At 58.0% G+C, this 26909-nt stretch carries 21 protein-coding genes; 14 read left to right on the top strand and 7 right to left on the bottom strand.

All coding sequences use genetic code 11. The annotated features are described in order from the left end of the window. Positions 1–30: 30 nt before the first annotated feature. The gene (locus LJE94_02565; GenBank protein MCG6908990.1) at positions 31–237 is read right to left on the bottom strand and encodes a hypothetical protein; all 207 of its coding nucleotides are present in this window, start codon (positions 235–237) and stop codon (positions 31–33) included. A 546-nt stretch (positions 238–783) separates the two neighbouring features. On the opposite strand from LJE94_02565, the gene LJE94_02560 reads away from it, so the two are divergent. Continuing rightward, positions 784–4701 (top strand): AsmA family protein, encoded by a 3918-nt coding sequence (locus tag LJE94_02560; GenBank protein MCG6908989.1) that lies wholly within the window; start codon positions 784–786, stop codon positions 4699–4701. Positions 4702–4879: 178 nt separating this feature from the next. Here LJE94_02560 and serC read toward each other — a convergent pair whose 3' ends face one another. Beyond that, positions 4880–5968 carry a 3-phosphoserine/phosphohydroxythreonine transaminase gene (serC, locus tag LJE94_02555; protein ID MCG6908988.1) on the bottom strand — a complete coding sequence of 363 codons (1089 nt, stop codon included), beginning with the start codon at positions 5966–5968 and terminating at the stop codon, positions 4880–4882. Between the two features lie 283 nt (positions 5969–6251). Between serC and hisD the strand changes: the two genes are divergently transcribed. Continuing rightward, the gene (hisD, locus tag LJE94_02550) at positions 6252–7550 is read left to right on the top strand and encodes a histidinol dehydrogenase (GenBank protein MCG6908987.1); all 1299 of its coding nucleotides are present in this window, start codon (positions 6252–6254) and stop codon (positions 7548–7550) included. A gap of 36 nt (positions 7551–7586) precedes the next feature. Here the strand turns inward: hisD and LJE94_02545 are convergent, their stop codons facing one another. From LJE94_02545 to LJE94_02525, 5 genes are all read right to left on the bottom strand, one after another. After that, positions 7587–9533: an FAD-dependent oxidoreductase gene (locus tag LJE94_02545; GenBank protein MCG6908986.1), complete on the bottom strand. Its 1947-nt coding sequence runs from the start codon at positions 9531–9533 to the stop codon at positions 7587–7589. Between the two features lie 157 nt (positions 9534–9690). Beyond that, positions 9691–10941: an IMP cyclohydrolase gene (locus tag LJE94_02540; protein MCG6908985.1), complete on the bottom strand. Its 1251-nt coding sequence runs from the start codon at positions 10939–10941 to the stop codon at positions 9691–9693. A 72-nt stretch (positions 10942–11013) separates the two neighbouring features. Next, on the bottom strand, positions 11014–11694 hold the full coding sequence (locus tag LJE94_02535) for a hypothetical protein (GenBank protein ID MCG6908984.1): 681 nt from the start codon (positions 11692–11694) through the stop codon (positions 11014–11016). Between the two features lie 229 nt (positions 11695–11923). Beyond that, positions 11924–12640 carry an HD domain-containing protein gene (locus tag LJE94_02530; GenBank protein MCG6908983.1) on the bottom strand — a complete coding sequence of 239 codons (717 nt, stop codon included), beginning with the start codon at positions 12638–12640 and terminating at the stop codon, positions 11924–11926. Positions 12641–12642: 2 nt separating this feature from the next. Then, positions 12643–13341, bottom strand: a complete 699-nt coding sequence (locus tag LJE94_02525) for an MBL fold metallo-hydrolase (protein MCG6908982.1) — start codon at positions 13339–13341, stop codon at positions 12643–12645. Between the two features lie 274 nt (positions 13342–13615). On the opposite strand from LJE94_02525, the gene mraZ reads away from it, so the two are divergent. The 12 genes from mraZ (at position 13616) to LJE94_02465 (ending at position 26908) form a co-directional block, all read left to right on the top strand. After that, on the top strand, positions 13616–14062 hold the full coding sequence (gene mraZ / locus LJE94_02520; GenBank protein MCG6908981.1) for a division/cell wall cluster transcriptional repressor MraZ: 447 nt from the start codon (positions 13616–13618) through the stop codon (positions 14060–14062). A 4-nt stretch (positions 14063–14066) separates the two neighbouring features. After that, positions 14067–15008, top strand: a complete 942-nt coding sequence (rsmH, locus tag LJE94_02515; protein MCG6908980.1) for a 16S rRNA (cytosine(1402)-N(4))-methyltransferase RsmH — start codon at positions 14067–14069, stop codon at positions 15006–15008. After that, positions 14999–15286, top strand: coding sequence for a cell division protein FtsL (locus LJE94_02510; protein MCG6908979.1), 288 nt, complete (start codon positions 14999–15001; stop codon positions 15284–15286). The genes rsmH and LJE94_02510 overlap by 10 nt, the downstream gene beginning before the upstream one ends. Further along, positions 15283–17037 (top strand): penicillin-binding protein 2, encoded by a 1755-nt coding sequence (locus LJE94_02505; protein MCG6908978.1) that lies wholly within the window; start codon positions 15283–15285, stop codon positions 17035–17037. The genes LJE94_02510 and LJE94_02505 overlap by 4 nt, the downstream gene beginning before the upstream one ends. Next, a complete protein-coding gene (locus LJE94_02500) occupies positions 17034–18539 on the top strand; it encodes a UDP-N-acetylmuramoyl-L-alanyl-D-glutamate--2,6-diaminopimelate ligase (protein ID MCG6908977.1) in 1506 nt (501 codons plus the stop codon). Before LJE94_02505 ends, LJE94_02500 begins: the two co-directional genes overlap by 4 nt. 123 nt (positions 18540–18662) lie before the next feature. After that, positions 18663–20081, top strand: coding sequence for a UDP-N-acetylmuramoyl-tripeptide--D-alanyl-D-alanine ligase (locus LJE94_02495; protein MCG6908976.1), 1419 nt, complete (start codon positions 18663–18665; stop codon positions 20079–20081). Positions 20082–20090: 9 nt separating this feature from the next. Next, positions 20091–21170, top strand: a complete 1080-nt coding sequence (mraY, locus tag LJE94_02490) for a phospho-N-acetylmuramoyl-pentapeptide-transferase (GenBank protein ID MCG6908975.1) — start codon at positions 20091–20093, stop codon at positions 21168–21170. 86 nt (positions 21171–21256) lie between these two features. Further along, positions 21257–22375, top strand: a complete 1119-nt coding sequence (ftsW, locus tag LJE94_02485) for a putative lipid II flippase FtsW (protein ID MCG6908974.1) — start codon at positions 21257–21259, stop codon at positions 22373–22375. After that, a complete protein-coding gene (gene murG / locus LJE94_02480; GenBank protein MCG6908973.1) occupies positions 22365–23588 on the top strand; it encodes an undecaprenyldiphospho-muramoylpentapeptide beta-N-acetylglucosaminyltransferase in 1224 nt (407 codons plus the stop codon). The genes ftsW and murG overlap by 11 nt, the downstream gene beginning before the upstream one ends. Before the next feature lie 152 nt (positions 23589–23740). Continuing rightward, positions 23741–25108 carry a UDP-N-acetylmuramate--L-alanine ligase gene (gene murC / locus LJE94_02475; GenBank protein ID MCG6908972.1) on the top strand — a complete coding sequence of 456 codons (1368 nt, stop codon included), beginning with the start codon at positions 23741–23743 and terminating at the stop codon, positions 25106–25108. After that, complete coding sequence (gene murB / locus LJE94_02470) at positions 25105–26055, top strand: UDP-N-acetylmuramate dehydrogenase (GenBank protein ID MCG6908971.1); 951 nt, start codon at positions 25105–25107, stop codon at positions 26053–26055. The genes murC and murB overlap by 4 nt, the downstream gene beginning before the upstream one ends. Continuing rightward, complete coding sequence (locus tag LJE94_02465; protein MCG6908970.1) at positions 26048–26908, top strand: FtsQ-type POTRA domain-containing protein; 861 nt, start codon at positions 26048–26050, stop codon at positions 26906–26908. The genes murB and LJE94_02465 overlap by 8 nt, the downstream gene beginning before the upstream one ends. Position 26909 lies beyond the last annotated feature (1 nt).

Here is a 26909-nt window from a genome sequence, read left to right as displayed (position 1 = left end):
CTCACTCCTATCCAGGCCTTCGCCGGCAGATCAGCGGTTTTTCTCTTTATCGCCCCCCTTGCGCAAAAGCACCAGCTCGGCCTGAGAGGCTTCGGCAATGTGCGCAAGTTCGCTCATGCGCAAGTGGTCCGTGTAGACTGTTAGGTTGCAGTCATAGACACCCACGACCCGAAAACGGGGCTTTTTCTCACCATCCTTGACTTTTCTGCGTTCCCTGTAGAAAATTTTTCCAGCCATGGTCGGTCTCCCTGTAGCGATGGGGTAAGCGTTTCTTCGCGGCAATTCACATCTATCCGGTATGTTAATCATCATTCCAAAAAGGGCAACCTGCAGCGCCATCTTAACGCCGGCGACACGGTAGATACCCGAGCCCGCGGGACCCGCTACTGGTTTCACCCTGGAAGGGTGTTGTCTTGATATTGCTGAACCAGGTAAATTCTAAATCCCAGCATCAAAACTCTAAACAAATTGAACACTCCCTGCAGCAAGCTGCAGGGTAAGCGCTCGCTATCTCGGTTCAAATAGGGCCCCAGGACCAAGGATCCCAGGGGCAGAGGGTAAGACCTCAGCGGTCGGGGAACGTCCAACATCGAACGGTTGTCTATTTGCTTTTGGCTGATTGCCCGGAAACCTGAATACCGTAAGCGAATCAACCACATTCGACGTTGGACCCCTTGCCCCTTGGGCCTCGGATCTTTTTAGATTGCCGTTCAAAAACGGCTTTCAGGCGGTGATGGATGCTTTTCTTGACGGGTATCCCGTGTTATAATGATCGAAATGGGCATGCAGAAGCAAAAGAAGATTCTCGTTGCGGTACTGGTTGTCCTGGTCGTGATTGCGGCAGCCTCGACCTTCCTGTACCTTTTTGACTTCAACCGGTTCAAGCCGTTGATCGGCAAAACGGTCAGGCACTACACCGGCAGGGACCTGATCATCGGCGGCGACATCCGTCTCACGTCCGTCTTCCCTCCCGGACTGACGGCCGAACGGGTGACATTTCAAAACGCGTCCTGGGGATCTCGGCCGTACATGGTCAGGGTTGAAAAGGCCACGGCCTGCCTTGATTTGAAAGCGCTGCTCAAAGGCGAAATCCGCTTCTTCAGGATTCGTGCGGAGGGGGCCGAGGTCCGGTTTGAATTCGACGACCGGGGCGTGTCCAACTTTCTTCTCGATATTCCGGAAACCAGCGGTCCGGTTACCATACCGGCGCTGGCCTTCAGGGACATCCAGATACAGCGCAGTCGGTTGGTCTACATCGATCACCGGTGGCATGCCAACCTGTCGATGCAGGTCGACCGTGCGGTGGCGGACATCCCCGGACTGGACCAGCCGATCCGGGTCAGGGGAGACGGCCGTATGCAGGGCCTCCCCTGCACGGTGAAGGGCAGCGTCGGCCCCATCGCACACTGGATTCTACCCGGGCATGAACAGGTTTTCGAAGCCGCCGCCCGTCTTGGAGGGACAACAGCCCGCCTTGAAGGAAAAATCCGCGACCCCCTTCAATTGCGAGGCATCCACCTCCACCTAAGGGCCGAAGGCACCTCCACCCGCGAACTTACCGCCCTGGCAAAAATGACGGCCCTCCCCGATTTCGGAAGGTACCGTTTCGAAACGCAATTGAACGACGACCGGGGGCACCTCGCCGTGGAATCGTTCATGGCGGATGTCGGTTCGGACGACAGGGTCGCTGTCACCGTTAACGGAAGCGTCCGGAACCTCTCGGAAATGACGGGCATCGACTTGGGGCTGCGGCTGCACACCCTGAACACCGGAAACATCGGCGTGCTGGCCGGCATCCCGCAGCGCCTTCCAGACGGCCCGTTGCAGGCAGAAGCGACCGTCACCGGCACCGCCGCAAACCGATACCGGGTGGACGACTTCCACGTCACCTGGAGGAAGCATACCGTTCGGGGCAGCATGGAACTGGATCTCACCCCGCCGCATCCCGTGCTGGACATGCAGCTCGATGCCGCCCTCGACCCGTGGGGCCCCCTGTCCCTTTCGACCAGATTGAGCGGTTCAGGGGACAGGATCGGCATCGAACGCCTCGACCTGCAGATGGGCACCTCCAAACTGGCCAGGGTCTTTGTCAGCGGCGGTGTGGGGAATGTGTATCCACCAGACGACATCCGGCTCAAATTCCATATCCTCGGGGAAGACCTGACCCATATCCAAAACATTCTCCAACGGCCTGTCCTCGTCAGAGGCCCGTTCGCCATGTCCGGACAACTATTGATGGACGACCAGCGCATCATCAGGATCCCGGAACTCACGGCAGTTCTCGGCCGCAGCAGCGTCAGAGGCACCCTGCAGATGAATGTAAAGGACCGCCCGTCGGTGATAAAGGGGAATTTAACCGCCCACCGCCTGAACCTGGAACGCCTGCTTTCCCAGGAAATCCTTCCGCCCGATGTCGGAAAAAGCCTGTTGGCGGTGGGTCCCTCGCGGTTGACGTTCGAAGTGTCCGCCCCCCTTGCACAGCCCTCCCTGAGGCATGTCGCCCTGCAGGCACAAATCACGGACCTGGCAAGCGTGGCGATTGCGGGAACCGTCGGCGATCTTTCGAACATGCGTCAGGCCGATCTGCATGTCGCCATCACCGGGCCGGAGCTGTCGCGGGTGGGAAAAGCCGTCGGGCATCACCTGCCATTGGATGGCCCGTTTGCCGTCTCGGGCAGCGTCTACGATCATGACGGCGGTTCATACCGCATGGACGACCTCGAGGTATCGGCGTTCTGGAACACCCTGCGCGGTAGTGCCGCCGTCGGATTCGCAGGACCGCACACCGCCCTATCCCTGGATCTGGCCACCGACAGCTTGACCACGCGGGCCCTGCCCGCCGGAAGGTCGCCGCTGTTGGATCGATTAAGGGCCAGAAGCGACCTCGGCCCGCTGGCGGTCAAGGCGGACCTCGATTTTTCCGGCGGTGTTTATGCGCTGCGGCAACTGCACCTCACCGCCGGGAAAGACGATTTCATGAACATCGCGGTAAAGGGGTCCGTGGGCGATCTTGCGGGCCTTCGAAAGATCGATCTTCTTTTCAATGCCGCCGGCAGGGATCTTGCCGGCCTGGAGACCGTCACCGGCAGGCAGATACCCATGCGGGGACGCTTTGACGTGTCCGGGCGGCTGTCGGCCCCCGCACCCCACAAGCTTCTGTTAGGCGGGCTGAACCTTTCCCTCGGGCCCAACCGCTTCACCGGCCGGGTTGCCATCGACCGTACCGCCGGCCCCCCGGATATCGAATCGAAACTCACGGCCGGGCATTTCACCTTGGCCCCCCTGGCCATTGACAAGCTGGAACCGCTCAGGCACATTCCCGACCTGGGGCCGCTCGAGGTGGCCGCCAAGCTTTCCTTTGCCGACGGCTCCCCGTCGGTGAACTATCTCGATTTCAGCATGGGCGACAGCGACACCATCCGCGTCATCTTGCAGGGGACGGTCGGCAGCCTGGAACCTTTGGGCGCGATGACGTTCGATTTCGATGTGGCCAGCCGTGATCTCGGTGTTTTGGACGGCGCCTACGGCACCGGTCTCATCGACCAAACGCCAGTCCACGTCTCCGGCCGGTTAGAAGATTCGCGGCCGGACAGGCTTAACGTGACGGCCCTGAACATCCAATATGGTGACAGCGACCTTTCCGGATCGGGGGTTCTGGATCTGTCGGACAAGCGCCCGGCACTGCAGGGCCGTTTTTCCTCCGGCAAAATGAACCTGCGTCCATTTCAAAAAAAAATGAAGCGCGCCACCACTGCAACCGCGCCTTCAGCCGCGCCCCCGGAGTCCGAAGGACGTGTTTTCTCGAGCAAGCCTTTTGATCTGGCCTTTTTGCACCGCATGGACGCCGAGGTCGCTTATGAGGGGCGGGAGCTTCTTTTCAGCAACTTCGTTTTCAACAATTTAAATCTCGATCTCAAATTGGAAAACGGTGCTTTGGCGGTCGACCCCCTGAATTTCGACGCCGGCGGGGGAAACGCCATAGCCGCGGTCTTTCTGCAAGCGGACCAGCGCCCGCCCGGAATCGATATCCACCTGACGGTCAGCGGGTTCGACGCCGGTCCCATGCTCCGGCAGCTGGGCCGGGAAAGCACCCTCGAAGGCAAATTGGACGCCAGGCTGCACCTGAACGGCAGCGGCGACTCCCCGGCAGCCCTGATGGGCGGCCTCAACGGAGACGTCCGCCTGACCATTCATGACGGCCGCATCCAGAACAAGTATCTGGCGTTGCTGGAAAGGTACCTGGGAAGCAACGTGCTGGATCTCATCAATCCCTTTCAACGGCAGCCCGACTACGACAAAATAAACTGCCTCATCAGCACCAACGTCATCACCGACGGCCACGCGGACTGCAAACTGGTGCTCGATACGGAACAGACGGCCCTGGCGGCGGCCGGCACCATCGACCTGAAAAATGAAGCACTGAACATCGGCATCAAGCCCTCCCCCAAAAAGGGTTTTGGAGAAGAACACCTCGGCCACATCAGCTTTTCTCTCAGGGAGCTGTCACGGCCCTTCGGGTTGGGCGGCACCCTCGCCAGACCGCAGCTGATCCTCGATCCTTCCCGTACCATTGTCACGGCCGGTAAATTCGCCGGCGCCGTGTTTTTAGGGCCGGTTGGGCTGGCGCTTTTCTTTTCGGACATTTCCTTGGGCGAGAAAAATATTTGCGAAGAGGCAAGCGGGGCCCCGGAAGCGGAATGATCCCCGCAATGAAAACTGTAGAGTGGTTGCCAGAAAAACGTTCCGAACGGCGTGCATGGCCGGACCCGTAGGGCCCGGAATTGGTTTCACCCAGGAAGGGTGTTTGCTGCTTGGATACCGCCGCAAGAGCCCTGCAGGCAACTGCAGGGCTCTTGAAGTTGTTGCAACGGGGGGGGTTTTACCCCTTCTTGCTTTCGAACGTCTTCATGAAATCACAAAGCGCCTCGACGGCCGCCATGGGCGTCGGGTTGTAGATGGACGCCCGGCAGCCCCCCACGGAGCGGTGCCCTTTCAAGCCGCCCAGCCCGTTGTCCAGGGCGTCCTGAACAAATGCCTTCTCCAGATCTTCCGTGGGCAGGCGGAAGGTTACATTCATCATGGAACGGCTGTTCCGGGCGGCCGTCCCCCTGTAAAAATCACTGGCGTCGATTAAACCGTACAGCATCTCGGCTTTCCTTCGGTTCCGGGCCGCCATCTTTTCAAGACCGCCGATATCCTCCTCCAGCCATTTGAGCACCAGTTGAACCGTGTAGACGGCAAAGCAGGGCGGGGTGTTGAACATGGAATTCTTGGCGGCAAACGTCGAATATTTCAGCATGGTGGGAATCCCTTCCGGCACCATCGACAGGAAATCGTCGCGGATGACGGCCACACAAACACCCGCCGGCCCCATATTTTTCTGTGCGCCGGCATAGAACAGTCCGAATTTATCGGCATCGAACGGCCGGCTCAAAATGTCGGAAGACATGTCCGCAATCAAGGGGGTGCCCCCGGTATCCGGAAATGCCGCCCACTGGGTTCCCTTGATGGTGTTGTTCGAGGTGATATGCGTGTATACGGCCCCCTCGCTGAAGGTGATATTTTCGGGAATATACGAAAAGTTCTTGTCTTCCGAGGAAGCCACCACGTCGACCTTCTTTCCCTGGATCCGGGCTTCCTTGATCGCTTTGGTGGACCACGTCCCCGTATTGACATAATCCGCGTGCCCGCCGGCGGCCAAAAAGTTCATCGGTATCATGCAGAATTGCATACTGGCACCTCCCTGGAGGAACAGAACCGTAAACCGGTCGTCCAGGTTGAGGATGCGCTTGAGGCGCTCGACCGCATCGTTGATCACCTCGTCGAACCACTTGGATCTGTGGCTCACTTCGGTAATCGACATGCCGGACCCCTTGAAATCCAGAAAGGCGTCCCGAATTTCTTCCAGCACGCTCAGGGGCAGAGCCGCCGGCCCCGCATTGAAGTTGTAAATTCTGTTGTCCGTCATAACCCAATCTCCTTTGTTGCCGTGCGTCACTTGATGTTACCTAAGCTGAGCGTTTCAAATTTTAAAAATGATCGAGATAAACATATTTTCAGCGAAATATTTTTCCGACAACTACTATAGCCGTGTAACGTTAAACTTTTGAACGATCGCCGCTTCAATGTCAAACAAAATAAAAAACGCCTGCGGCGGTTTTTATGTGAGGCGGCTGCGCCGCTATTATTTTTTAAGATCGTTCAACAATAAGGATAGATTTTTTCCAAAAAAGCTATACAATATTATGATCATGAAAATATTTCGATACCCGTCACCCGAGGCGGAAAAAAAGTTAAGGGCCATCGAAAACCGCTCCATCGGTTTCAGGAAGAAAGACGTGACCGCGGTGGCCCGCATCATCGACGACGTCAAGAAAAACGGCGACGACGCGCTCTTGGACTATACCCGCCGTTTCGATGCCCCGAAGCTGCAACGGGAACAACTCGTGGTCAGCCGGGAGGAAATGGCGGCCGCACCCAAGAAGGTGGACCGGGCCTTTGTGAAGGCGCTGAACCGCGCCTGCAGGCAAATCAAGCACTTTCACCGGCAGCAGCGGACCTCCTCATGGATCAATGTCGAACGGGAAGGAACCCTTCTCGGTCAGGTCGTCCGGCCTGTCGATGCCGCCGGTGTATACGTTCCCGGCGGTAAGGGCGGTAAAACGCCACTGGTCTCCACCGTGCTGATGGGAGCCATTCCCGCCAACATCGCCGGTGTCGGAAAAATCTGCATGGTGACCCCCCCCATGCGCGACGGCGGTGTGGACCCCCATCTGCTGGTGGCCGCCCGAAAGGCGGGTGTCGATGAAGTGTACAAAGTAGGCAGCGCCTGGGCTGTTGCAGCCCTGGCCTACGGTACGCAAACCGTTCCCCGGGCGAATGTCATCGTAGGACCGGGCAATATCTATGTAACCCTCGCTAAAAAGCTGGTGGCCGGAGAGGTGGGCATCGATATGATCGCCGGCCCCAGTGAGATTCTCGTGATCGCCGATGACTCCGCCAACCCCGCCTACATCGCCGCGGATCTGCTTTCACAGGCCGAACACGATCCGCTCTCCTCCGCTGTTTTAGTGACGACTTCTCGAGAAACGGCCGGAGCCGTGTCCGCCGAACTGAAAACCCAGCTGACGGCGCTTGCCCGCCATGAAACGGCCGCCGCATCACTGCAACGCTACGGGGCCCTCATGGTCGTCCCGGACATAGGCACCGCCGTCGATTTCGCCAACCGAATTGCCCCCGAGCACCTGGAGCTCCAGATAAAAGACCCCCTGAGCCGCATCGCCCTCATCCGCAACGCAGGGGCCATATTTTTAGGCGACTACACCCCGGAGCCGGTGGGTGACTACATGGCCGGCCCGAACCACGTGCTGCCGACGGCCGGAACCGCCCGGTATGCCTCTGCCCTGTCCGTGGATCATTTCATGAAAAAGTCCAGCATCATCCAATACTCGAAAGATGCATTCAGGAAGGAAGCCGCAGACGTCATGCGGCTGGCCGAAGTGGAAGGTCTGGGGGCGCATGCGAATGCCGTCCGCATCCGTTTAAAATAACCTTTCCCGCGTGCTGACGCGGGAAAGGTTATTTTTTTATACGGCCACCATGGAAATCCGGTAGCAACGCAGGCAGCGCCGGGCCTCTTCCCTTGCATCGGGCGTCGTGTACCCTTTTTCCACTTCGTCGAAAACATACTTGCGCGTGTCCGGCGGCATCATCTCCAGGTGCTTGCGGCTGCGTTTTCCAATATCTCCCAGGTTTTCGTCCGGATCGTAGACCTTGATGCCGGCAAACAGTTCGTGAAAGCGGTCGTTGTCCGTGTACTCGAGTGGCAGTCCGTTGATCTGGCGGTCGATGCTCTGGGCGGCCTTGCGCCCCCCTGCACAGGCCGTGATCAGTGCCCCGGGGCCGGTTTCACAGTCGCCGGCCGAAAAAAGCTTGGGACGGCTGGTCTGCTTGGTGACGCCGTCCACAATGATGGTGTTCCAGGCGGTCGTCTCCACCCCGTCGACACCCTCCAAAAGGGAAAGATCCACGCGCTGGCCGATGGCCGGCACAACCGTGTCGCAGTCAAAAACAAACTCGGAGCCCTCGATCGGCACGGGACGACGGCGGCCGCTTTTGTCGGGCGCCCCCAGCTTCATGCGGATACACTCCAGGCCCGTCACCACGCCGTTCTCTTCCAGGATTCTGACGGGTGTCGTCAGAAAGTGAAACTGCACCTTCTCTTCCTCGGCGTCCACAATTTCGACTTCATCGGCCGGCATTTCCGCCCGTGTCCGCCGATAAACCAGGTTGACATCCTCCTTGTTGATCCTGAAGGAGCACCTGACGCAGTCGATGGCCACGTTGCCGCCGCCGATCACCACAACCCGTTTGCCCTCCGGGTAAGGATCGCGGCCTTCGTTGATTTCTTTGAGGTACTGCACTCCGGGGATGAACCCCTTGTATCCCTTGTCCTCGCCCTCGACCCGCATGGGGGAGCTTCCCTGGGCGCCGATGCCGATGAACACGGCGTCGTAATCCTCCTCCAGTTGTGAGAGCTTCACGTCCCTGCCCACAGCCGTGTTGTACCGGATGTCGACGCCCATCTCCTGTATCCTCTCCACCTCCCCACGCAGGATATGGCGTGGCAGACGATAATCCGGGATACCCATCGCCGACATGCCGCCCGGCTCTCCGAGGCCTTCGAAAACGGTCACGGCATGCCCCTTTTTAGCCAGTTGATATGCGCAGGTAACCCCTGCCGGACCGGCCCCCACGACGGCCACCTTGCCGGTCTTGGCAGACGGTTCGATCACATAGTTCGGTGCCCTGTGCATGGCCAGTTCGTGGTCGGCAACGAACCGCTTCAGGTACTTGATGGAAACGGCTTCGTCAAGGTTGGCTCGGCGGCAGTTCTCTTCGCAGGGGCGTACACAGACGCGGCCGACAATGCCCGGGACCGGAAGCCGGCATCGGATCACGTCCAGGGCCTTTTCGAATTTTCCCTCCTTGATAAGTTCTACGTATTGCGGAATATCGAGATGGATCGGGCACGCGTCCATACAGGGGGCGGTAACGTTGGTGTAGTAAGTCCCGGCTTTCACGGGGGCCTTGCCGCTGACGGCCTCGGCAAAGGCATCCGGAAAATACGTCAGGGCGTGCATCAGTGCAATGGGGCCCGTTTTGCCCACGCCGCATTTGGCCGAACTGCTCACCACCCCCGCCACCTCGCCCAGGCGCTCCACATCGGCGGGAGTTCCTTCGCCGCGGCAGATTTTGTCGAGAATGGCGGCCATGACATTCGTACCGGTCTGGCAGGGAATGCATTTTCCGCACGACTGGTCGCGCACCGCAGCCATATATGCCCGGCAAAGGTCCACAATGTCGACATCGTCGGAACGGATTACGATGCCGTCCCATCCGATAAAGGCCTTGATCGCTTCATCCTGCCTGAATGTCTCGGGCAGAGAAGGCCGTACGCCCGCATTCTGTTTCGAAACATCGCGCTTGTCGGTTATCCGGTTTCCCCAGGAACTGAACACAATCTCATTCATCTTCTCACCGCCTGCATGAATATTCTTTTGTAAACACCGCCGTTGCGGTACCGATCATTTCCCTTTTACGATTGGATTCGAACCGGTCTCTTTTATCATCAAACGGGCAAACCTTCAACGTGAAATTGCCGCTCCGTAGCGACGCGGCCATTTCACGTTAGTGCTTGAAGCTGCGCTGCCCGGTGTACACCATGGCCACCCCCGCCTCATTGCAGGCTTCGATGGACTGATAGTCGTTTGCCGATCCTCCGGGCTGGATGACACAGGAAACCCCCTCGCGGATGCCCACGTCGATACCGTCCCTGAACGGGAAGAAGGCGTCGCTGACCATGGCCGCACCGACGAGGCCGCCCCTGGCTGCCGCCACCGCTTGATCCAGTTCGGCCCTCGCCTCCGGGTCTTGCATGTCGTTGTAGGAAATGCCGTGCTTCTCAAAGCACAACCGATCCGCCAGTTTCCGGTAGGCTTTGTCCCGGGCGATTTCGGCCACCCCGACCCTGTCCTGCTCTCCGGTGCCGATGCCGATCGTTACCAGGTCTTTGACATAAATGACCGAATTGGAGGTGATGCCGGATTCCACCAGCCACCCGAACAGCATGTCGGCATACTCTTTTTCGTTCGGCTCCCTCCCTATGGTGTAGGTCTTGCCTTTGTACTCGCAACTGGCCGGCGTGAGGTCTTCCTTGGTCCTGGCGGCCGGGACAAAGGACCACTGGGCGATGATGCCGCCGTCGATCAGGCTTTTGAACTCGACGCAGCGCTGTCCGACAAACGTCTGCAGTCGGTCGATATTGCCGATTCTTATCACCCTGAGATTTTTCTTCTTTTCGAAAACAGCCATGACACCGTCCTCGAAGTCCGGCGCCACCACCACCTCGGCATACTGGCCGGCAATGGCTTCGGCGGCCGCCCGGTCCACCGCCCTGTTGGCCGCGATGCAGCCGCCGAACGCCGCTACGCGGTCCGCCATGTTGGCCTTGACGTAAGCCTCCTCCAGCGAATCCGCCTGGGCGACACCGCAGGGGTTGTTGTGCTTGACGATCACCACGGTGGGCCGATCGACAAAATACCTGAGAATGTTGAGGGAATTGTCGGCATCCGTCAGGTTGGTCTTCCCGGGATGCTTGCCGGACTGCAGCAGCTCGATGTCCGAGGCCAGATATTGCCCGGGTTGAATGGTTTGGGTCTCACCCAATACCAGGTTGCCGTTTGCAAGCCGGTACAGGGCCGCTTCCTGCCCCGGATTTTCGCCGTACCTCAATCCTTTGTCGACGCCGCCGACGCGCCAGATCACCTTTTCGTAAAAAAGCGTCTGCCGCTGGTTGTCGTCCACGAAGCTGATTTCCATCTTCGGCGGGAAGTGGTCGTCCACGATGGTGCGGTACATCTTTTTCAGGTCATCGGCCATGACAAGCCTCCTCTGGTTTGAACTCCTTGTCTTTTCGAAAAATCGGAACCATCACGAAAACAGGAAATGTTCTCAATCTTTCTCGTAGCAGCCATCCACCTCCCCAACGGTTTTGGCCCTTAAAAAATCCCGGATGGTGCCATCGTATTCCGCCGTGTGCCCGAAGGCCTTCTGCGCCAGGCGGAACCGGAGATCCAGCGACGTCGCACCGCCGTTTTCCGCCAACTCGTCCAGTATGGCGGGGTAATCGTCCGGATCCACCACCGATGCGACCCGGATAAAATTCTTGGCCGAAGCACGGATCATGCACGGACCTCCGATGTCGATGTTGCCGCGGGCCTGCTCCACGGTCACCCCTTCCTTGGCAATGGTTTCCCGGAAGGGATACAGGTTGACAACGACCATGTCGATGGGAACGCTCTGCGTCCTGGCCAAATCCTGCTGATGGGCCTCGTTGTAGGTTTCCGTCAGCAGGCCCAAATAGATCTTGAAGTCCAGTGTTTTTACCAGTCCGCCCTGGGTTTCCGGCTGCCCGGTGTAATCCGCCACCTGACTGAGGCGGGTGTCCGCCGTTGCGCCCATGATCTCCTTCAGGCGGCTGTACGTACCCCCGGTGCTCAAAAATTTTGTTTCCGGACTGAGCTCCACCAGGCGTGGAATGAACGCCTCGAGGCCCCTTTTGTCCGAAACACTGATAAGCACGTGCCTCACTTTTACCAATCCGTCGATCTTGTCTACGACATTGATGCTCATAAACCGCTCCTTATCGTTTTAAGGATGTTCCGAGAGACGCGTACGTGTACATCCATCCCGGAATTAAAACCGTTTTTGAACCGAGACAGCGAGCGCATTCCCTGCAGCTTGCTGCAGGGTAAGCGAGCGAATCATAAGTGATAGAATTCCTTACGGTGGAGATTCCCCTTACGCTTGCTGCGGGGAGTGTTCAATATTTGGTCAAAATAGGTTTTCGACCCGGCCACGCCTACAGATCGCCCCTGTGTTCGGCTTCCAACCGTTCAAAAAACGCCGCCATGAACGCATGCCGGCCAGCCGCTATCCGCATGCCCTCACCGGTTAACATGCGGTCCCTGATTTTGGACAACTTGACCGTAAACTCCCGAAACCCGGTATCTTCAGACGAGTAGGCGCTGGTTTCCGCCACATTCGCATCGGAATTGTGCAGCCGGGCGCCCACTTCACCGGCAAACAAATACGCCCTGGCAACCCCTACGGCGCCGATGGCATCCAGTTTGTCGGCGTCAAACAGAACCCTGGCCTCCGGGGTTGCCGGCGCCGGCGGTTTGCGAAAACGATGCGCCGCGATGCAATGCAGAATGTTGGCCCTGCGGTCCTCCGAAATCGGCAATGGTTCGACGATCGGACGCGCCAGTTCCATGCCCTTCAAGGCATGGCACACCTTCCCGCCTGACCTGTCCTGATAACGGCGCCCGATGTCGTGCAGGCAGGCGGCGGCAAGAACCACCTCCATGTCCACTCCCTCGACCGACCCGATGTGGCGGCACAACCGGAAAACCCGCTGGGTGTGCTCCCAGTCGTGGCTCCTCGAGTGCCCCGCAAGCATCCCGGCCGCCTGCCGTTTGATGTTTGTAACCAGGGTGCTCAAGCCCTCCTCGGATCCGACGGTCACCGGCGCGCATGCTTTTTCTTTTTTCAGGGGGCTCGTTGCGTACATTTTCATTTTTATTCCAGGTGCATGACCCCTTCGAACCGTTCGTATTCCGAAGCGACGGCATAACCGCGCTCCTTCAGGATCTCAATCATCTCCGGGTGGTTGTACCGCAGAAATGGATTGACTTTCAATTCATCCCCCAGTTCTGAAACAACATGCGCCGGCCGATAGGCCTCGAGATAGCCGTCGATTTCCCGGTTGCCGGGTTCTACGAGCCTGGCAAACGCCATGGCATATTCCAGGTAATCATGACCGGCATAGATCAGCGTATCTTCAGGCAGTTTGACCAACCGCCGGATAGAGCGGTGAAAGGCCTTGAGATCGCCTGAAAAACAGGTCCCCACCGTGCCGTTAAACAGGGTGTCGCCGGTTATCAGCATCTTGTTCCAGTGAAACACGACCGAATCGAGCGTATGGCCGGGGGTCGGGTAAACCTGGATAATCTCCTTTTCCAGCGACAATTCCCCTGCATGCGCCAGCGCACGGTGATCCTGATAGCGGGCCCGGGTCTTTTCCAGAAGCGCCTGATTTCCCGAGGTGTGGTCCGCATGGGAGTGGGTGTTGGTAACGGCTGAAAGCTCCAGGCCGGCATCCCCGATAAACCCCAGAATCTCGTCGACAGCGCCACCGTCAATGGCTAAAGCCTGATTTTCTCCATAAATCAAATAACTTAAGTTGTCTGAAGCGTATCTGAACTGTCGAATATGCATGCGCTAATCAGTATCAACCCTGCCGATTTATTGTCAACTTTTAACCGTTAAATAATCGCAATTTTGACGCTGTCCCCTCCTTAGACCATAAAATTCCTATTCAATAAAATTTCCCCCACAAAGATCCACATCTTTAAATTTTTCCTTATTTTTGATTAACACTCAATAATTATTATAAAAAATATCGGAATTATTTAAATTTTTTCTTGACTTTTTTTCAATAATAGGTTTTTATCGCCAGAAAGTGGATTTAAGTGGATATTATTGGTGAATTATGTTTCGGGGAAGCTCTTTCCATACCATCGACACCAAGGGAAGAATCATCATTCCCAAACGGTTTCGTACGCCCATTCAGAAAAGCGAAAACGCCTGTCTGATGATTTCGCGGATGGATAACGGCCTCGTGGCATACACCCTGCCGGATTGGGAAAAAATCGAAGCAAAAATTCTCTCCCTGGCGGAGAAAAGCGACGCCATGCGCCGCTTTCGGCGGGTGTTCATCGGCGGCGCCTTCGAGTGCGGCTGTGACCGTCAGGACCGCATCCTGATCCCCCCGACACTGAGGGAATATGCCGGCCTTGACCGGGAAATCGTCATGGTGGGGGTTCTGGACCACTTTGAAATCTGGTCCCGCCAGAACTGGGACAAGGAAAACGGCTTCATGGAGAAAGACATGCAAAAGGAGGAAGTCCGCAACGAAATCGCAAAACTGGGAATTTGACCCGATGGGCTATGCGCATATCCCGGTTATGCTTACGGAAGTTTTGCAGCTGCTGGACCCCAAGCCCGGAAACATCTTTTTCGATGGAACGGTTGGCGGGTCCGGACATGCCGCCGCTCTCTGCAGTGCCATCGAGCCCGGCGGCATATTCGTCGGCATGGACCAGGATCGCGATGCTATCGACAATGCCCTTTGCACCCTCAACCATTTCAATGCGACGGTCCACCTCTTTCACGGCAATTTCGTACAAATGTCGGATCTGCTATCCCGGCTGAACATCCCTGCCGTGGACGGCATGCTTCTCGACCTTGGTATATCGTTCCACCATATAGCTTCATCCGGACGCGGGTTCAGCTTCAGCAGGGAAGAACCGCTGGATATGCGCATGGACATCCGTTCCGACATCACGGCGGAGCATCTGGTAAACGACCTGGATGAATCCGAACTCAGGCGGTTATTCAAACGCTACGGCGAGGAGCCCCGGGCCGGGCAGATAGCCCGACGCATCACCATGGAAAGAAAAAAAGAGGCGATACGCTTCAGCAGCCAGCTGGCGGACATCGTGAGCCGGTGTGTGCCGCAAGCGTTGCGCAAACCGGGGTTGCACCCGGCAACGCGCGTTTTCATGGCACTGCGCATAGCCGTCAACAGGGAACTGGAACGCCTGGAGCAGTTTTTGGACACCGCCGTCGATTTTCTAAAGCCGGGTGGCCGTATCTGTATTCTTGCGTTTCATTCACTGGAGGATCGGATCGTCAAGCACCGCTTGCGCATGCTGGAAAACCCATGCACCTGCCCGCCGGACCTTCCCGTGTGTGCCTGCGGGAGGAAGGCCCAGCTACAGGTGCTCACGAAAAAGGCGCGGCGGCCGTCTGCCGAAGAAATCGCCGTCAACCCGATGGCACGCAGTACCAGATTGAGAGCGGCGGTGAAGGTATGCCCGTAAGGAAAAACCCGAAAACAAGATTGACCGGGGTGTGGCTCGCCATCCTGCTGTTGTTCCTGGCTGAACTTTTTTTTTATACGTGGTGCCGCGTAAACAATGTCCGTATCGGCTACGAAGTGGCCGCCGAAATTGAAACAAGGGGTAATCTGGTGGCGTATCAGAACAACCTCAAAATCGAATTGGCCCGTTTGAAATCACCGGAGCGCATCGCGCGCATTGCCGGCGAAAAACTCGGCCTTATCATGCCCAAGGCCGATCAGACCATCATCATGCCATGAAGAAAAAGGCCGACAAAAACAAATACGTCAACATGCGAATAGGCATTGTCGGCCTGTTCTTTTTTTTGCTGATGACGGTCATCGGCATCAAGGTCGTTTACCTGCAGCTGTTCTGCAGCGGATGGCTTTCCGAAAAAGCGGCCAACCAGTACGAAAAAGACCTGGTTACCACCAGCAAGCGCGGCCAGATCTTCGACCGCAACCACCATGCGATGGCCGTCAGCATCGAAACCACATCGATAGCCGCCTATCCTCACCGGTTAAAGGACAAAAAGGGTGCCGCCGCCAGGCTGGCCAAGATCCTGAACCTCGACAGGCGCAAACTCGAAAAAAAGATCGGATCCCAGCGCAGCTTCATATGGGTCAAACGCCAAACGTCCCCCAAGGAATTGCGCGAAGTGAAAGCCCTCGGCCTTGAGGGCATCGATTTCATACCCGCCTACAGCCGTTTTTATCCCAACAAGATGCTTGCCGCCCAGGTGCTCGGTTTTACCGGCACCGACGGTCACGGCCTGGAAGGCGTGGAATACTACTATGACAGTATGCTTCGGGGGCAGGAAAACAGCCTGGTGGTCCTCAAGGATGCCCTGGGCCGCCGATTCGCCAAGGAACACCCGGACGAGGCGGCGGCCACACCGGTGGTCGACAATGCCAAAAACATCGTGCTCACCATCGACCGCACGATCCAGTTCATTGCCGAAAAAGCGCTGGAAGAAGCTATCGAAGAGCACTCGGCCAAGTCGGGAATGGCCATTGTCATGGACCCGGAAACAGGAGCCATTCTGGCCATGGCCAACATTCCCCTGTTCAACCCCAACGATTTCGGGAACTTTCCGCGAAATACCTGGCGCAACCGCGCAATCACCGACCCCTTCGAACCCGGGTCGACCATGAAAATTTTCACGGCCGCCGCCGCCCTCGAATCCGGCCGTTGCACCCCTAGCACCATCTTCTACTGCGAAAACGGAGTCTATCACATCGGCAGGAACGTGATCCACGACACCCACCCCCGCGGTTGGCTGTCGCTGCAGCAAATTGTAAAGTATTCCAGCAATATCGGTGTTGTCAAAGTGGTCGAAACCGTCGGTCCCGACTGCCTGCACCGCACCCTCACCGGGTTCGGCTTCGGGGAAAAAACCAAACTGGACTGCCCCGGGGAGACATCCGGTGTGCTCACCCCCGCCAAGCGGTGGACACGGGTGGACACCGGCGCCATATCCTTCGGCCAGGGAATGTCGGTTTCGGCCCTTCAACTGGTGACCGCCGCCTCGGCCATCGCCAACGGCGGGGACCTCATGCGACCCTATATCGTTGCCGCCGTAACGGACCACAACGGAGCCATCATCCAGAAAACCGAGCCCCACATCGTCGGGAAAGCGGTGTCGGCCAAAACGGCCGGTATCGTGAAACGCATCATGGAAACCGTCGTCACCGAAGGGGGGACCGGCGTCAATGCCGCCCTGGAAGGGTATACGGTTTCCGGCAAAACCGGGACGGCCCAGAAAATCGACACCGACGGCACCTATGCCGCGGGGAAATATATATCCTCATTTCTGGGCTTCGCCCCTGCAAAATCGCCTGAAGTCGTTATCCTGGTGGTCGTCGACGAACCCGAGGGATCGCACTACGGCGGAACGGTTGCCGCACCCGCTTTCGGGAAAATTGCCCATGAAACCTTGAACTACCTGAATATTCCACCGGAAATCGAAAAGAACAAACTGAGAGTGTCCACAGGGGTTAACCAGGGATGATGTTGAACCGCCTCATACAGGGAATCGACCAGAAGATTCTCGCAGCGCCTGCAAAAGCGGATGACTGCCGCATCGGCTCCATCCATTACGACTCCAGGCAGGTTGCGCCGGGCGGCCTTTTCGTGGCCATCCGCGGCATGGTGTCCGACGGTCACGATTTCATCGGCGATGCCCTCGAAAAGGGAGCCGCCGCCATCGTCGTCCAGAAGCCGGTCAAAGTGGATATCCCCTGCTATCGGGTTGCCGACACCCGTAAGGCGCTGGCCGCCCTCGCCGACCGCTTTTACGACCATCCGTCAAGGAAACTGGTCGTCGCCGGCATCACGGGCACCAACGGCAAAACGACGACCACATTCATTGTCGAACGCATGCTGCAATCGTCCGGTTTCAACGTGGGCGTCATCGGAACCGTCAACTACCGCTACAACCAAAAGGTTTTCGACAACCCCGTTACCACGCCGGAATCGCTGGACCTGCAGCGCATCCTGGCCGAAATGCTGGCGGAAAGAGTGTCCCATGTGATCATGGAAGTCTCCTCCCATGCCATCGACCTCGACAGAATATTCAAATGCGCCATCGATGTGGGCGCCTTCACCAACCTCACCCAGGACCATCTGGACTATCATCTGGAGATGCAGTCCTACTGGAAATGTAAAAAACGGCTTTTTACCGAACACCTGAACCCGGATGACGGTGTGGCGGTTGTCAACGTAGACGATGAAAGGGGGCGCGAACTTGTACGGGAGCTTTCCTGTCCGTGCATCACCGTGGGAAACGGGCCGGCAGCCATGGTGCGCCCGCTGTCGACAGATCTCGGAATTCAGGGAATCGAAGGCGTCATCCGGACACCGGCAGGCGAATTCGGATATCGCTCCAAACTGACCGGCCACTTCAACCTGGCGAACATTCTCTGCGCCGTCGGAATCGGCGTGGCACTGAATGTGGCGCCGGAAGCACTCAAAGCGGGCATAGAAAATCTTCCGGCGGTTCCGGGCCGCCTCCAAAGGGTCCCGGGTCCGGTCGACCGGCACGTCTACGTGGATTACGCGCACACGCCCGACGCGCTTGAAAATGTACTGCAGGCCCTGAAGGCCCTCGGGCACGGCCGGCTGATCTGCGTCTTCGGTTGCGGCGGCAACCGCGACAGGGCCAAACGCTCCATGATGGGCGAGATTTCGGGCCGGCTGTCGGATCTGACCATCGTCACCTCGGACAACCCGCGCCTGGAAGAACCGGCCGCCATTATCGACGACATCCTGCCGGGGCTGAAAACGGTGTGCCGGCGCGAGTACAACCCGGGACAGATTCGAAACGGATGGCAGACGGGCGGGTATCTTGTGGAACCGGACCGGAGAAGCGCCATTCGCCTCGGCATCGAGGCCTCCGCCCCCGGCGACATCGTCCTCATCGCCGGAAAAGGACACGAGACCTATCAGATCGTGGGCAAGCGCACCCTGCCCTTCGATGATATGCAGGAAGCGCAAGAAGCGCTTGGGAATTAGTTTTTGGTGTTTGGTTTTTCCTATTTGGTGTTCGGAAAATTGTAATGGAGAGAAAAGCTTCGGCTTCGCAAAATACAAAACACCCAACACAACACACTATCTTTTAAGGTGTAAGACCGGGCGATGAACGACACGAAACCCATACCATGGAACACGAGCGATATCCTCGCCGCAACGGGCGGGGAACTGTTGTCGGGGACGGGCGACCGTGTTTTCGGCAGCATCAGTATCGACTCCAGGGCCATCGGCAGAGATGCCATTTTTGTCGCTATCGCCGGAGAAACGCATGACGGCCACACGTTTGTGGAAAATGTTTTGAAAGACGGAATAAAAGGGGTTCTGGTGGAAAAAGCCAAGGTCGGCGCCACGCTGTTCAGGACCTCCGATTTCGGAGACAGCACCATCATCGGCGTGGCCGACACGATCCGCGCCCTGGGTGACCTGGCGGCCTACAATCGCAACCGGGTACAGGTCCCGATCATCGCCCTGACCGGTTCCAACGGAAAAACGTCGACCAGGACCATGCTGACCCACATCACCGGACTGAAATACATGACGCTGTCGACCGCCGGCAACTTCAACAACGAGATCGGCCTGCCCCTTACCCTGCTCAGGTTGCAGCGCAACCACAACCTGGCCGTGCTCGAACTCGGCATGAACCGGCCGGGCGAGATCGCCAGGTTGGCGGAGATCTGTCGCCCGGACATCGGCATGATCACCAACGTGGCCCCGGCCCACCTGGAGGGCCTGAGATCGGTGGAAGGGGTACTGCGCGCCAAAGGTGAACTTCTGGAAAAGCTGAACCGTGGCGGCACGACCGTTCTGAACGCCGATGACCGCAACGTGCTCGCCCTGGCTGAGGATGCTCCCGGCGACGTGCTGTTGTTCGGCACATCCCAAAGCGCCGCCGTGCGCGCCAGCCGCATCAGAAACATGGGGGACAGCGTCTCCTTTCTGCTGGAAGTGCCCGCCGACGCGATCGAAGTGGTTCTGGAAACACCGGGTCTCTTCATGGTCTCCAATGCGCTGGCCGCGGCTGCGGCCGCCTATTTGATGCGTATCCCCCTGCACGACATCAAGAAGGGGCTGGAACGCTTTAAACCGGTCAACGGCCGTCTGCATATTCGGAAGCTCGCCAACGGCGCCCGCATCATCGACGATACATACAACGCGAATCCGGGCTCGGTGAAAGCCGCGCTCGACACGTTGAAGCAGACGGGACAGGATGACCGGCGGGTGGCCGTGCTGGGCGACATGCTGGAACTGGGGAGCGCATCCGCCGGCCTGCACCGGGAGGTGGGCTACCACGCCGCCACGGCGGGCCTCCAAAGGCTGTACCTGACCGGCGAATTTGCGCGTGACACGGCCCAGGGGGCTATCGACGGCGGCATGGCCGCCGGAAAAATCGTCGCCGGATCGTTGTCGATAATCACCGAACAGCTGATCGCCAGGACCGGTCCCCGGCACTGTGTTTTGATAAAAGGCTCCCGCGGTATGCGGATGGAACAGATCGTCAAGAAACTGATCGACACCTTCGGGTAAAGGTAAAACATGCTTTATCACCTGCTATATCCGTTGCACACCACGTTTTCGGCGTTCAACGTATTCCGCTACATTACCTTCAGGACCATATACGCCAGCCTGACGGCGTTCCTGATCTGTTTCATTCTCGGTCCGTGGGTAATCCGCCGGCTCAAAAAAATGCAGGTCGGCCAATACATTCAGGAAGACGGCCCCGAAAGCCACCTTTCGAAAGCGGGAACCCCCACCATGGGCGGCATCCTCATCCTTTTCTCCATCGTGACGGCATCGCTTCTGTGGGGGGACCTGACCAACGGATACGTTTGGATCGCGCTTTGTGTCGTCGGCGGCTACGGGCTGATCGGTTTTGCCGATGATTACCTGATGCTGGTCAAAAAAAGAAACAAGGGGCTGACCGCCGGAGCCAAATTTTCGAGCCAGGTGGTTCTGGCGGCCTTCGCCGGTCTTCTGCTGTATCTCAACCCCGATTTCGACACCCGGGTCACCATCCCGTTTTTCAAGCAATTTAGCCCGGATCTCGGCCTGGGCTACATTCCGTTTGCCGTGCTGGTCATCGTGGGGGCATCCAATGCCGTCAACCTGACCGACGGGTTGGATGGACTCGCCATCGGCCCTGTAACCATCGCCGCGGTCACCTACATGATCTTTGCATACGTGGCCGGGCATATAAAAATGGCCGATTACCTGCAGATCAACTACGTGGCGGGATGTGGGGAGCTGACCATTTTCTGCGGCGCCATCGCCGGAGCCGGACTGGGATTTTTGTGGTTCAACACGTACCCGGCCCAGGTCTTCATGGGAGATGTAGGGTCGCTCTCTCTGGGAGGCGCCCTCGGCGTCGTGGCGGTGGTAACCAAGCAGGAGATTTTACTGATAATCGTCGGCGGGCTGTTCGTCATCGAAGCCCTGTCGGTCATTTTTCAGGTGGGCTTCTTCAAAATGACCAATGGTGGACGGATTTTCAGGATGGCCCCCCTCCATCACCACTTTGAACTCAAGGGCTGGCCCGAACCCAAAATTATCGTCCGCTTCTGGATCATCGCCATCGCCCTGGCCCTGGTCTCGATGAGCACACTGAAGTTGCGGTGAAATGTACTGGAATTGCGCGGCAAAACAAACGGAACAAGGAAAAGAAGGTTGCAACAACCGCATTCGGAAGCTGGTGAGCCTGTAGCATGAAGCAAAGTCAAACATCGACATACGACGTCACCCTGCTCTTTGCCGTGCTGTTTCTGGTGGGGATCGGCATCGTCATGGTTTACAGCGCCAGCTCGGCCCTGGCATTGAAACGGTTCGGTTCGGACTATTATTTTCTGAAAAAGCAGGCGCTCTTTTCTCTGGCGGGGATTATCGCCCTGGTTGTCTGCAGCCATGTGCCTTTCAGGATCTACCGGCTCCTGACCTATCCCCTTCTGCTCACGGCCCTGGTCCTGTTGGTTGCGGTGCAAATCCCCTCTCTGGGGATTTCCGCCGGGGGCTCGTTCCGGTGGCTGCAGATCGGTTCGCTCTCCTTTCAGCCGTCGGAATTCGCCCGGCTGGCGTTGATCATCTACCTGGCATACTCCCTGAGCAAAAAACAGGAGATGATCAAGAACTTCTCGGTCGGATTTATGCCGCACGTGATTGTCTTGGGCATGTTCACGATTCTGATCCTCATGCAGCCGGATTTCGGTTCAGTCGCCATACTGGCCTCCATCGCCTGGATGATGATGTTCGTGGGGGGGGTCCGCATCCTTCACCTCCTCTCGGCGCTGCTGCTGATCCTGCCGTTGGCATATTATTTCATGCTCAGTGCCGAATACCGGGTGCGGCGCATCCTGAGCTTTCTCGACCCCTGGCAATATCCAACGGATGAAGGCTATCAGATCGTGCACTCACTCATGGCTTTCGGCACCGGGGGGATCTGGGGAACCGGCATTGGCAAGGGCTATCAGAAACTTTTCTATCTTCCGGAACCCCACACGGATTTCATCTTTTCGGTTATCGGAGAAGAGCTCGGGCTCTGGGGCGCCCTGTTTATAATCGGGATCTATGCCCTCATTCTGTGGCGCGGCATCCACATTGCGCGCCATGCCGACGATACGTTCGGAACCTATCTGGCCACGGGGATCATCGCCGCCATCGCGATGCAGGTCTGTGTGAATATGGGCGTGACCCTGGGACTGCTGCCGACCAAGGGGTTGACCCTTCCCTTTTTAAGCTACGGCGGTACGTCCCTGCTGATCAACATGGCGTCTATCGGCATCCTTATGAACATCGGCGCGCGGCATTCGGGGAGGACGCATGCCAAGTAGTGCCTGTGCACATACCGGAGGACCTTTTCCGGAGGCGGGGGCTGTCTCACGCCCGTCCGAAAAGCGTCCGTCCCGTGACGCACAGCCGGCTGCCGCCGAAAAGAGCCGCCCCGTGCGGTTGGTTATCGCCGGCGGCGGTACCGGCGGCCACCTTTTTCCGGGTATCGCGGTTGCCGAGGAGGTTCTTGCCAGAAACACCGACAGCAGCGTCCTTTTCATCGGGACGGGCAAACCGTTCGAGACCGCGATTCTTGGCGAAAAGGGCTTTTGCCATGCAGCCATCAGCGTGCAGGGCATCAAGAACCTGGGGCTGCTGAAACAGGCCCGGGCCTTCACGCTGCTGCCCATGAGCCTATACGCCTCCGCGAAAATACTGAAAAGCTTCAGGCCGGACCTGGTCCTGGGTGTGGGCGGCTACTCGGCCGGCCCCGTGGTCGCCGCAGCCTGGATGATGGGCGTGAAAACCGCACTCCAGGAGCAGAATGTGCTGCCGGGCATCACCAACCGGTGGCTGTCACACATCGCCGACCGCCTCTATCTTTCCTTCCCGGAGACGAAGGGAATCCGGACGGGAAAAAAGGCATTGGTGACGGGCAACCCGGTGCGCCGGGAATTTTTTGCGGCAACACCGCCGCTCGAGCAGGCTGGTGAGACCGGGGCCAATGCGGCGAAGGCGCTTACCGTCCTGGTGGTCGGCGGCAGTCAGGGGGCGCATGGCATCAATCTGGCCATGCGTTCGGCCCTGACGTTCATGGAAGGCCGCCATCGCCTTCACGTCATCCACCAGACCGGAAGCGACGATGTGGAGACGATGCAAAAGGCCTATGCAGAAAGCGGTGTCAGCAGCACCGTCAAGGCGTTTTTCACCGACATGGCGCAGCAGTACCGCAGGGCGGACCTGATTATCTGCCGGGCCGGTGCAACCACGGTCGCCGAGGTCACGGTGCTGGGCAAGGCCGTCATATTCATCCCCTACCCGCACGCGGCCGACGACCACCAGCGGCTGAACGCCGAAAGTATGGTAGCGGCCGGAGCGGCTGAATTGATCCTGGAAAAAAATCTTACGGGAGAACGGCTGGCAGGGCGCATCCAACACTATGCCGGTTCCCCGGACCTGCTCGCTCGAATGGGGCATCGGGCCTCCATGCTGGGGCGTCCGAATGCCGCGCGGGTGATCGTGGATGACATGTATGAACTCGTTCATTCAGGGTAAGAAATTTTTTTTCTTAACATTATCGGTAGTCGACGATCGAATATAAATCGTTTCGCGTTTAAAGTGTCAGGTTTTAGGTAGCTGAAAGCATTGAAACCGAACGCCGCCTAAAACGAAAAACTTAAAAATTAACACGGGAGCAACAGCGACCCATGTACCACAAAAAATATCACATCCATTTCGTCGGTATCGGCGGCATCGGCATGAGCGGCATCGCCGAACTGTTGCTCAACCTCGGATACACGGTGTCCGGTTCCGATCTGAAGGACACCGACATCACCAGGCGGCTGGGGAAACTGGGGGGCACGATCTACAAGGGGCATCACGCCGGGCAGGTCGGCGGCGCGGATGTGGTGGTAACCTCTTCCGCCGTAAGCGCTTCCAACCCGGAGGTAATGGCCGCCGAACAGGCTTCGATACCCGTCATACCCAGGGCGGAAATGCTGGCCGAACTGATGCGCCTGAAATACAGCATCGCCGTGGCAGGCGCCCACGGCAAAACATCGACGACGTCCATCGTCGCCGCCGTGCTGGCCAATGGTGGCCTCGATCCCACCGTGGTCATCGGCGGCAAGTTGAAAAGCATCGGCTCCAACGCCCTGTTGGGACAGGGTGAATTCATCGTGGCCGAAGCGGATGAAAGCGACGGGTCATTTTTAAGAATGTCGCCCGCCATCGCCGTGGTAACCAACATCGACCGGGAGCACCTGGATCACTATACGGACCTGGAAGCCATCAAAGCGGCTTTTTTGAGCTTCATCGACAGGGTCCCCTTTTACGGCCTCGCGGTTCTTTGCCTGGACAACGACCATGTCCAGAGCATCATTCCCATGGTCAGAAAACGATACGTAACCTACGGCATGACGCCCCAGGCCGACATACAGGCTAAAAAGGTGGTGTTCCACGAGTTGAAAAGTCAATTCACCGTCTCCTTCCAGGGAAAGGAGCTCGGCCGGGTCGAACTCAATCTCCCGGGACTGCACAATGTATACAATGCCATGGCCAGCATCGCCGTGGGTCTTGAGCTCGGCATGCCCTTCGACAAAATAAGAGCGGCGCTCGAGCAGGCGGAAGGGGTGCAGCGCCGGCTGGAAATAAAGGGCCAGCTGCGGGGGGCCACGGTCATCGACGACTACGGGCACCACCCCACCGAAATCAAAGCGACGCTTCAGGCGCTCGAAGAAGCGTGGCCCGACAGGCGCAAAGTCGTCGTTTTTCAGCCGCATCGCTATACGCGGACGAGGGATCTTTTCGACGAGTTCACCCGGGCCTTCTATCGCTCGGACCTGCTTCTGGTGTTACCCATCTATCCTGCCGGCGAGGAAAAGATTGACGGCGTGGACGGTCACGACCTGTGTACGGACATCATGGCGCACGGTCACAAACAGGTCCTCTGTGTGGAAGACATGGACGAGGCCGTTGCCTGTCTTCAGGAGCACCTTGCCGACAGGGATATCGTGCTGACCCTCGGTGCCGGCGATGTGTGGAAGGTCGGTGAAAAGCTGCTGGAGTCCGCATGACAGCCCTCGAACCGGAAGACAGGGACTGGCTGGCGCAAGCGCTCCCGCAGGACGTCGTTTTCGACGAGCCCATGGCGCGCCACACCACCTTGAGGGTGGGAGGACCTGCAGAGGCGCTGGTAAGACCCGCAAGCAGGGAGGATCTGGTCAGGCTGATCCGGTGGGCCGACGCCCGGGGCATCGCCTGCCTGCCCCTGGGCGCGGGCAGCAACATCCTGGTCAGGGACCGGGGCATCTCCGGCATCGTCGTCCTGCTCGACAGATGTCTGCGGGAAATCGTCACCGGAAACGCGGGCGCGGAGCGACCGCTGGTGAAAGCCGGGGCGGGCCTGAAGCTTTCCGCACTGTGCGCCTACGGTTTGAAGCACGGTTTGCAGGGTTTCAATTTCGCCCTGGGCATCCCGGGGACAGTCGGCGGCAGCCTGTGGGTCAACGCGGGGACGGGTGACGCCTGTATGGGCGATCTGCTTGAATCGGTGACGGTTCTGTTGCCGGCCGGAAGGGTGCGGACGATGGGAAAGGCGATGCTGCATTTCTCTTACAGAAAAATGGCGTGGCCGGCCGAACTGAAAATAGAACGCGGCCGGCAGCCCATCATCCTGGAAGCCGCCTTCCGGTTGCGGAAGGGAAAAAGAGACAGCCTGCGTAAAGAGGCCGGCCGGCTGTTGAAACACAGAAACCGGCGGCAGCCCTGGACCCTGCCCAGCGCAGGGTGCATTTTCAAAAATCCCCCCGGGGAACGCTCGGCCGGCGAACTGATCGACCTGGCCGGATTGAAAGGCAAGCGGATCGGCGATGCGGAAATATCGACCAAGCATGCCAACTTTATCGTCAACAGGGGCAGGGCCGCGGCGGCGGACATCCTGGCGCTGGTAGATCTGGCTACGGATGCGGTTTATGAACATCATCGCGTAAAACTGGAGACAGAGGTTAAAATTGTTGGATAGAAAAAAACGAAAAAGAACCAGAAGAAACTACTATAAAAACAGCCGGGCCAAAAGGAACGCCAGGATGATGGCGACCCTGGGCAATGTGCTCAAGGGTACCACCCTCCTGGCTATCGTTGTCCTGATGAGTTTCGCTTTTGTATTCGGATACGACCTTTTGACCCAGTCTTCGTTTTTCAGCGCCTCCGAGATCACCGTGTCCGGCGGCGAACGCCTTTCGTCTCAAGAAATCGTGGAACAGGCCCGGGTCTATCCCGGCAGGAATATTTTTTCCGTCAACCTGACCACCACGCGCAAAAGGCTGTTGGCCCACCCCTGGATCAAAGAAGCCGAAATCAGCCGGGAAATACCCTCGGGAATAACCATCCGCATCAAGGAACATGTGCCCCTGGCGATTATCGACATGAACCGCCGCTTTCTCATCGACCGGTCGGGAATCATTTTCAAGGAGTGGGAGGAAAGCGACCCCACGGACCTTCCGACGATCGCAGGCCTTTCCATCGCCGATCTGAAAGTCGGCCACGGCCCCTGCAGCAGGCCTTTTGCCGCCATCATGTCCGTGTTGAGGCTCGGCCAGAAAGACGGCAGCGTCATCCCTGTTTCCAGGATCGACCGTATCCAGGTGGACCGGGACATCGGCCTCACGCTGCATGTCAGGAATGAAACCGGGACGATCCACCTGGGATACAACGATTATCCCGGGAAATACGAGGTGCTCAGAAAAGTCCTGATTTATTTCAAAGGTAAAAAGGAAACGTTGATCTTGCGCTCGATCGATCTGAACAACCCCAACCGTATCGTTGTGAACCTGGATACAAAAGCGTCGCCCGCCATGGGTCAAAAGGAGGTGTAAA

This window comes from Deltaproteobacteria bacterium, from assembly GCA_022340465.1.
Classification (GTDB): Bacteria; Desulfobacterota; Desulfobacteria; order Desulfobacterales; family B30-G6; genus JAJDNW01.
Note: the sequence above shows the minus strand (reverse complement) of the source record. Positions and strands in the feature narration are given on the sequence as shown.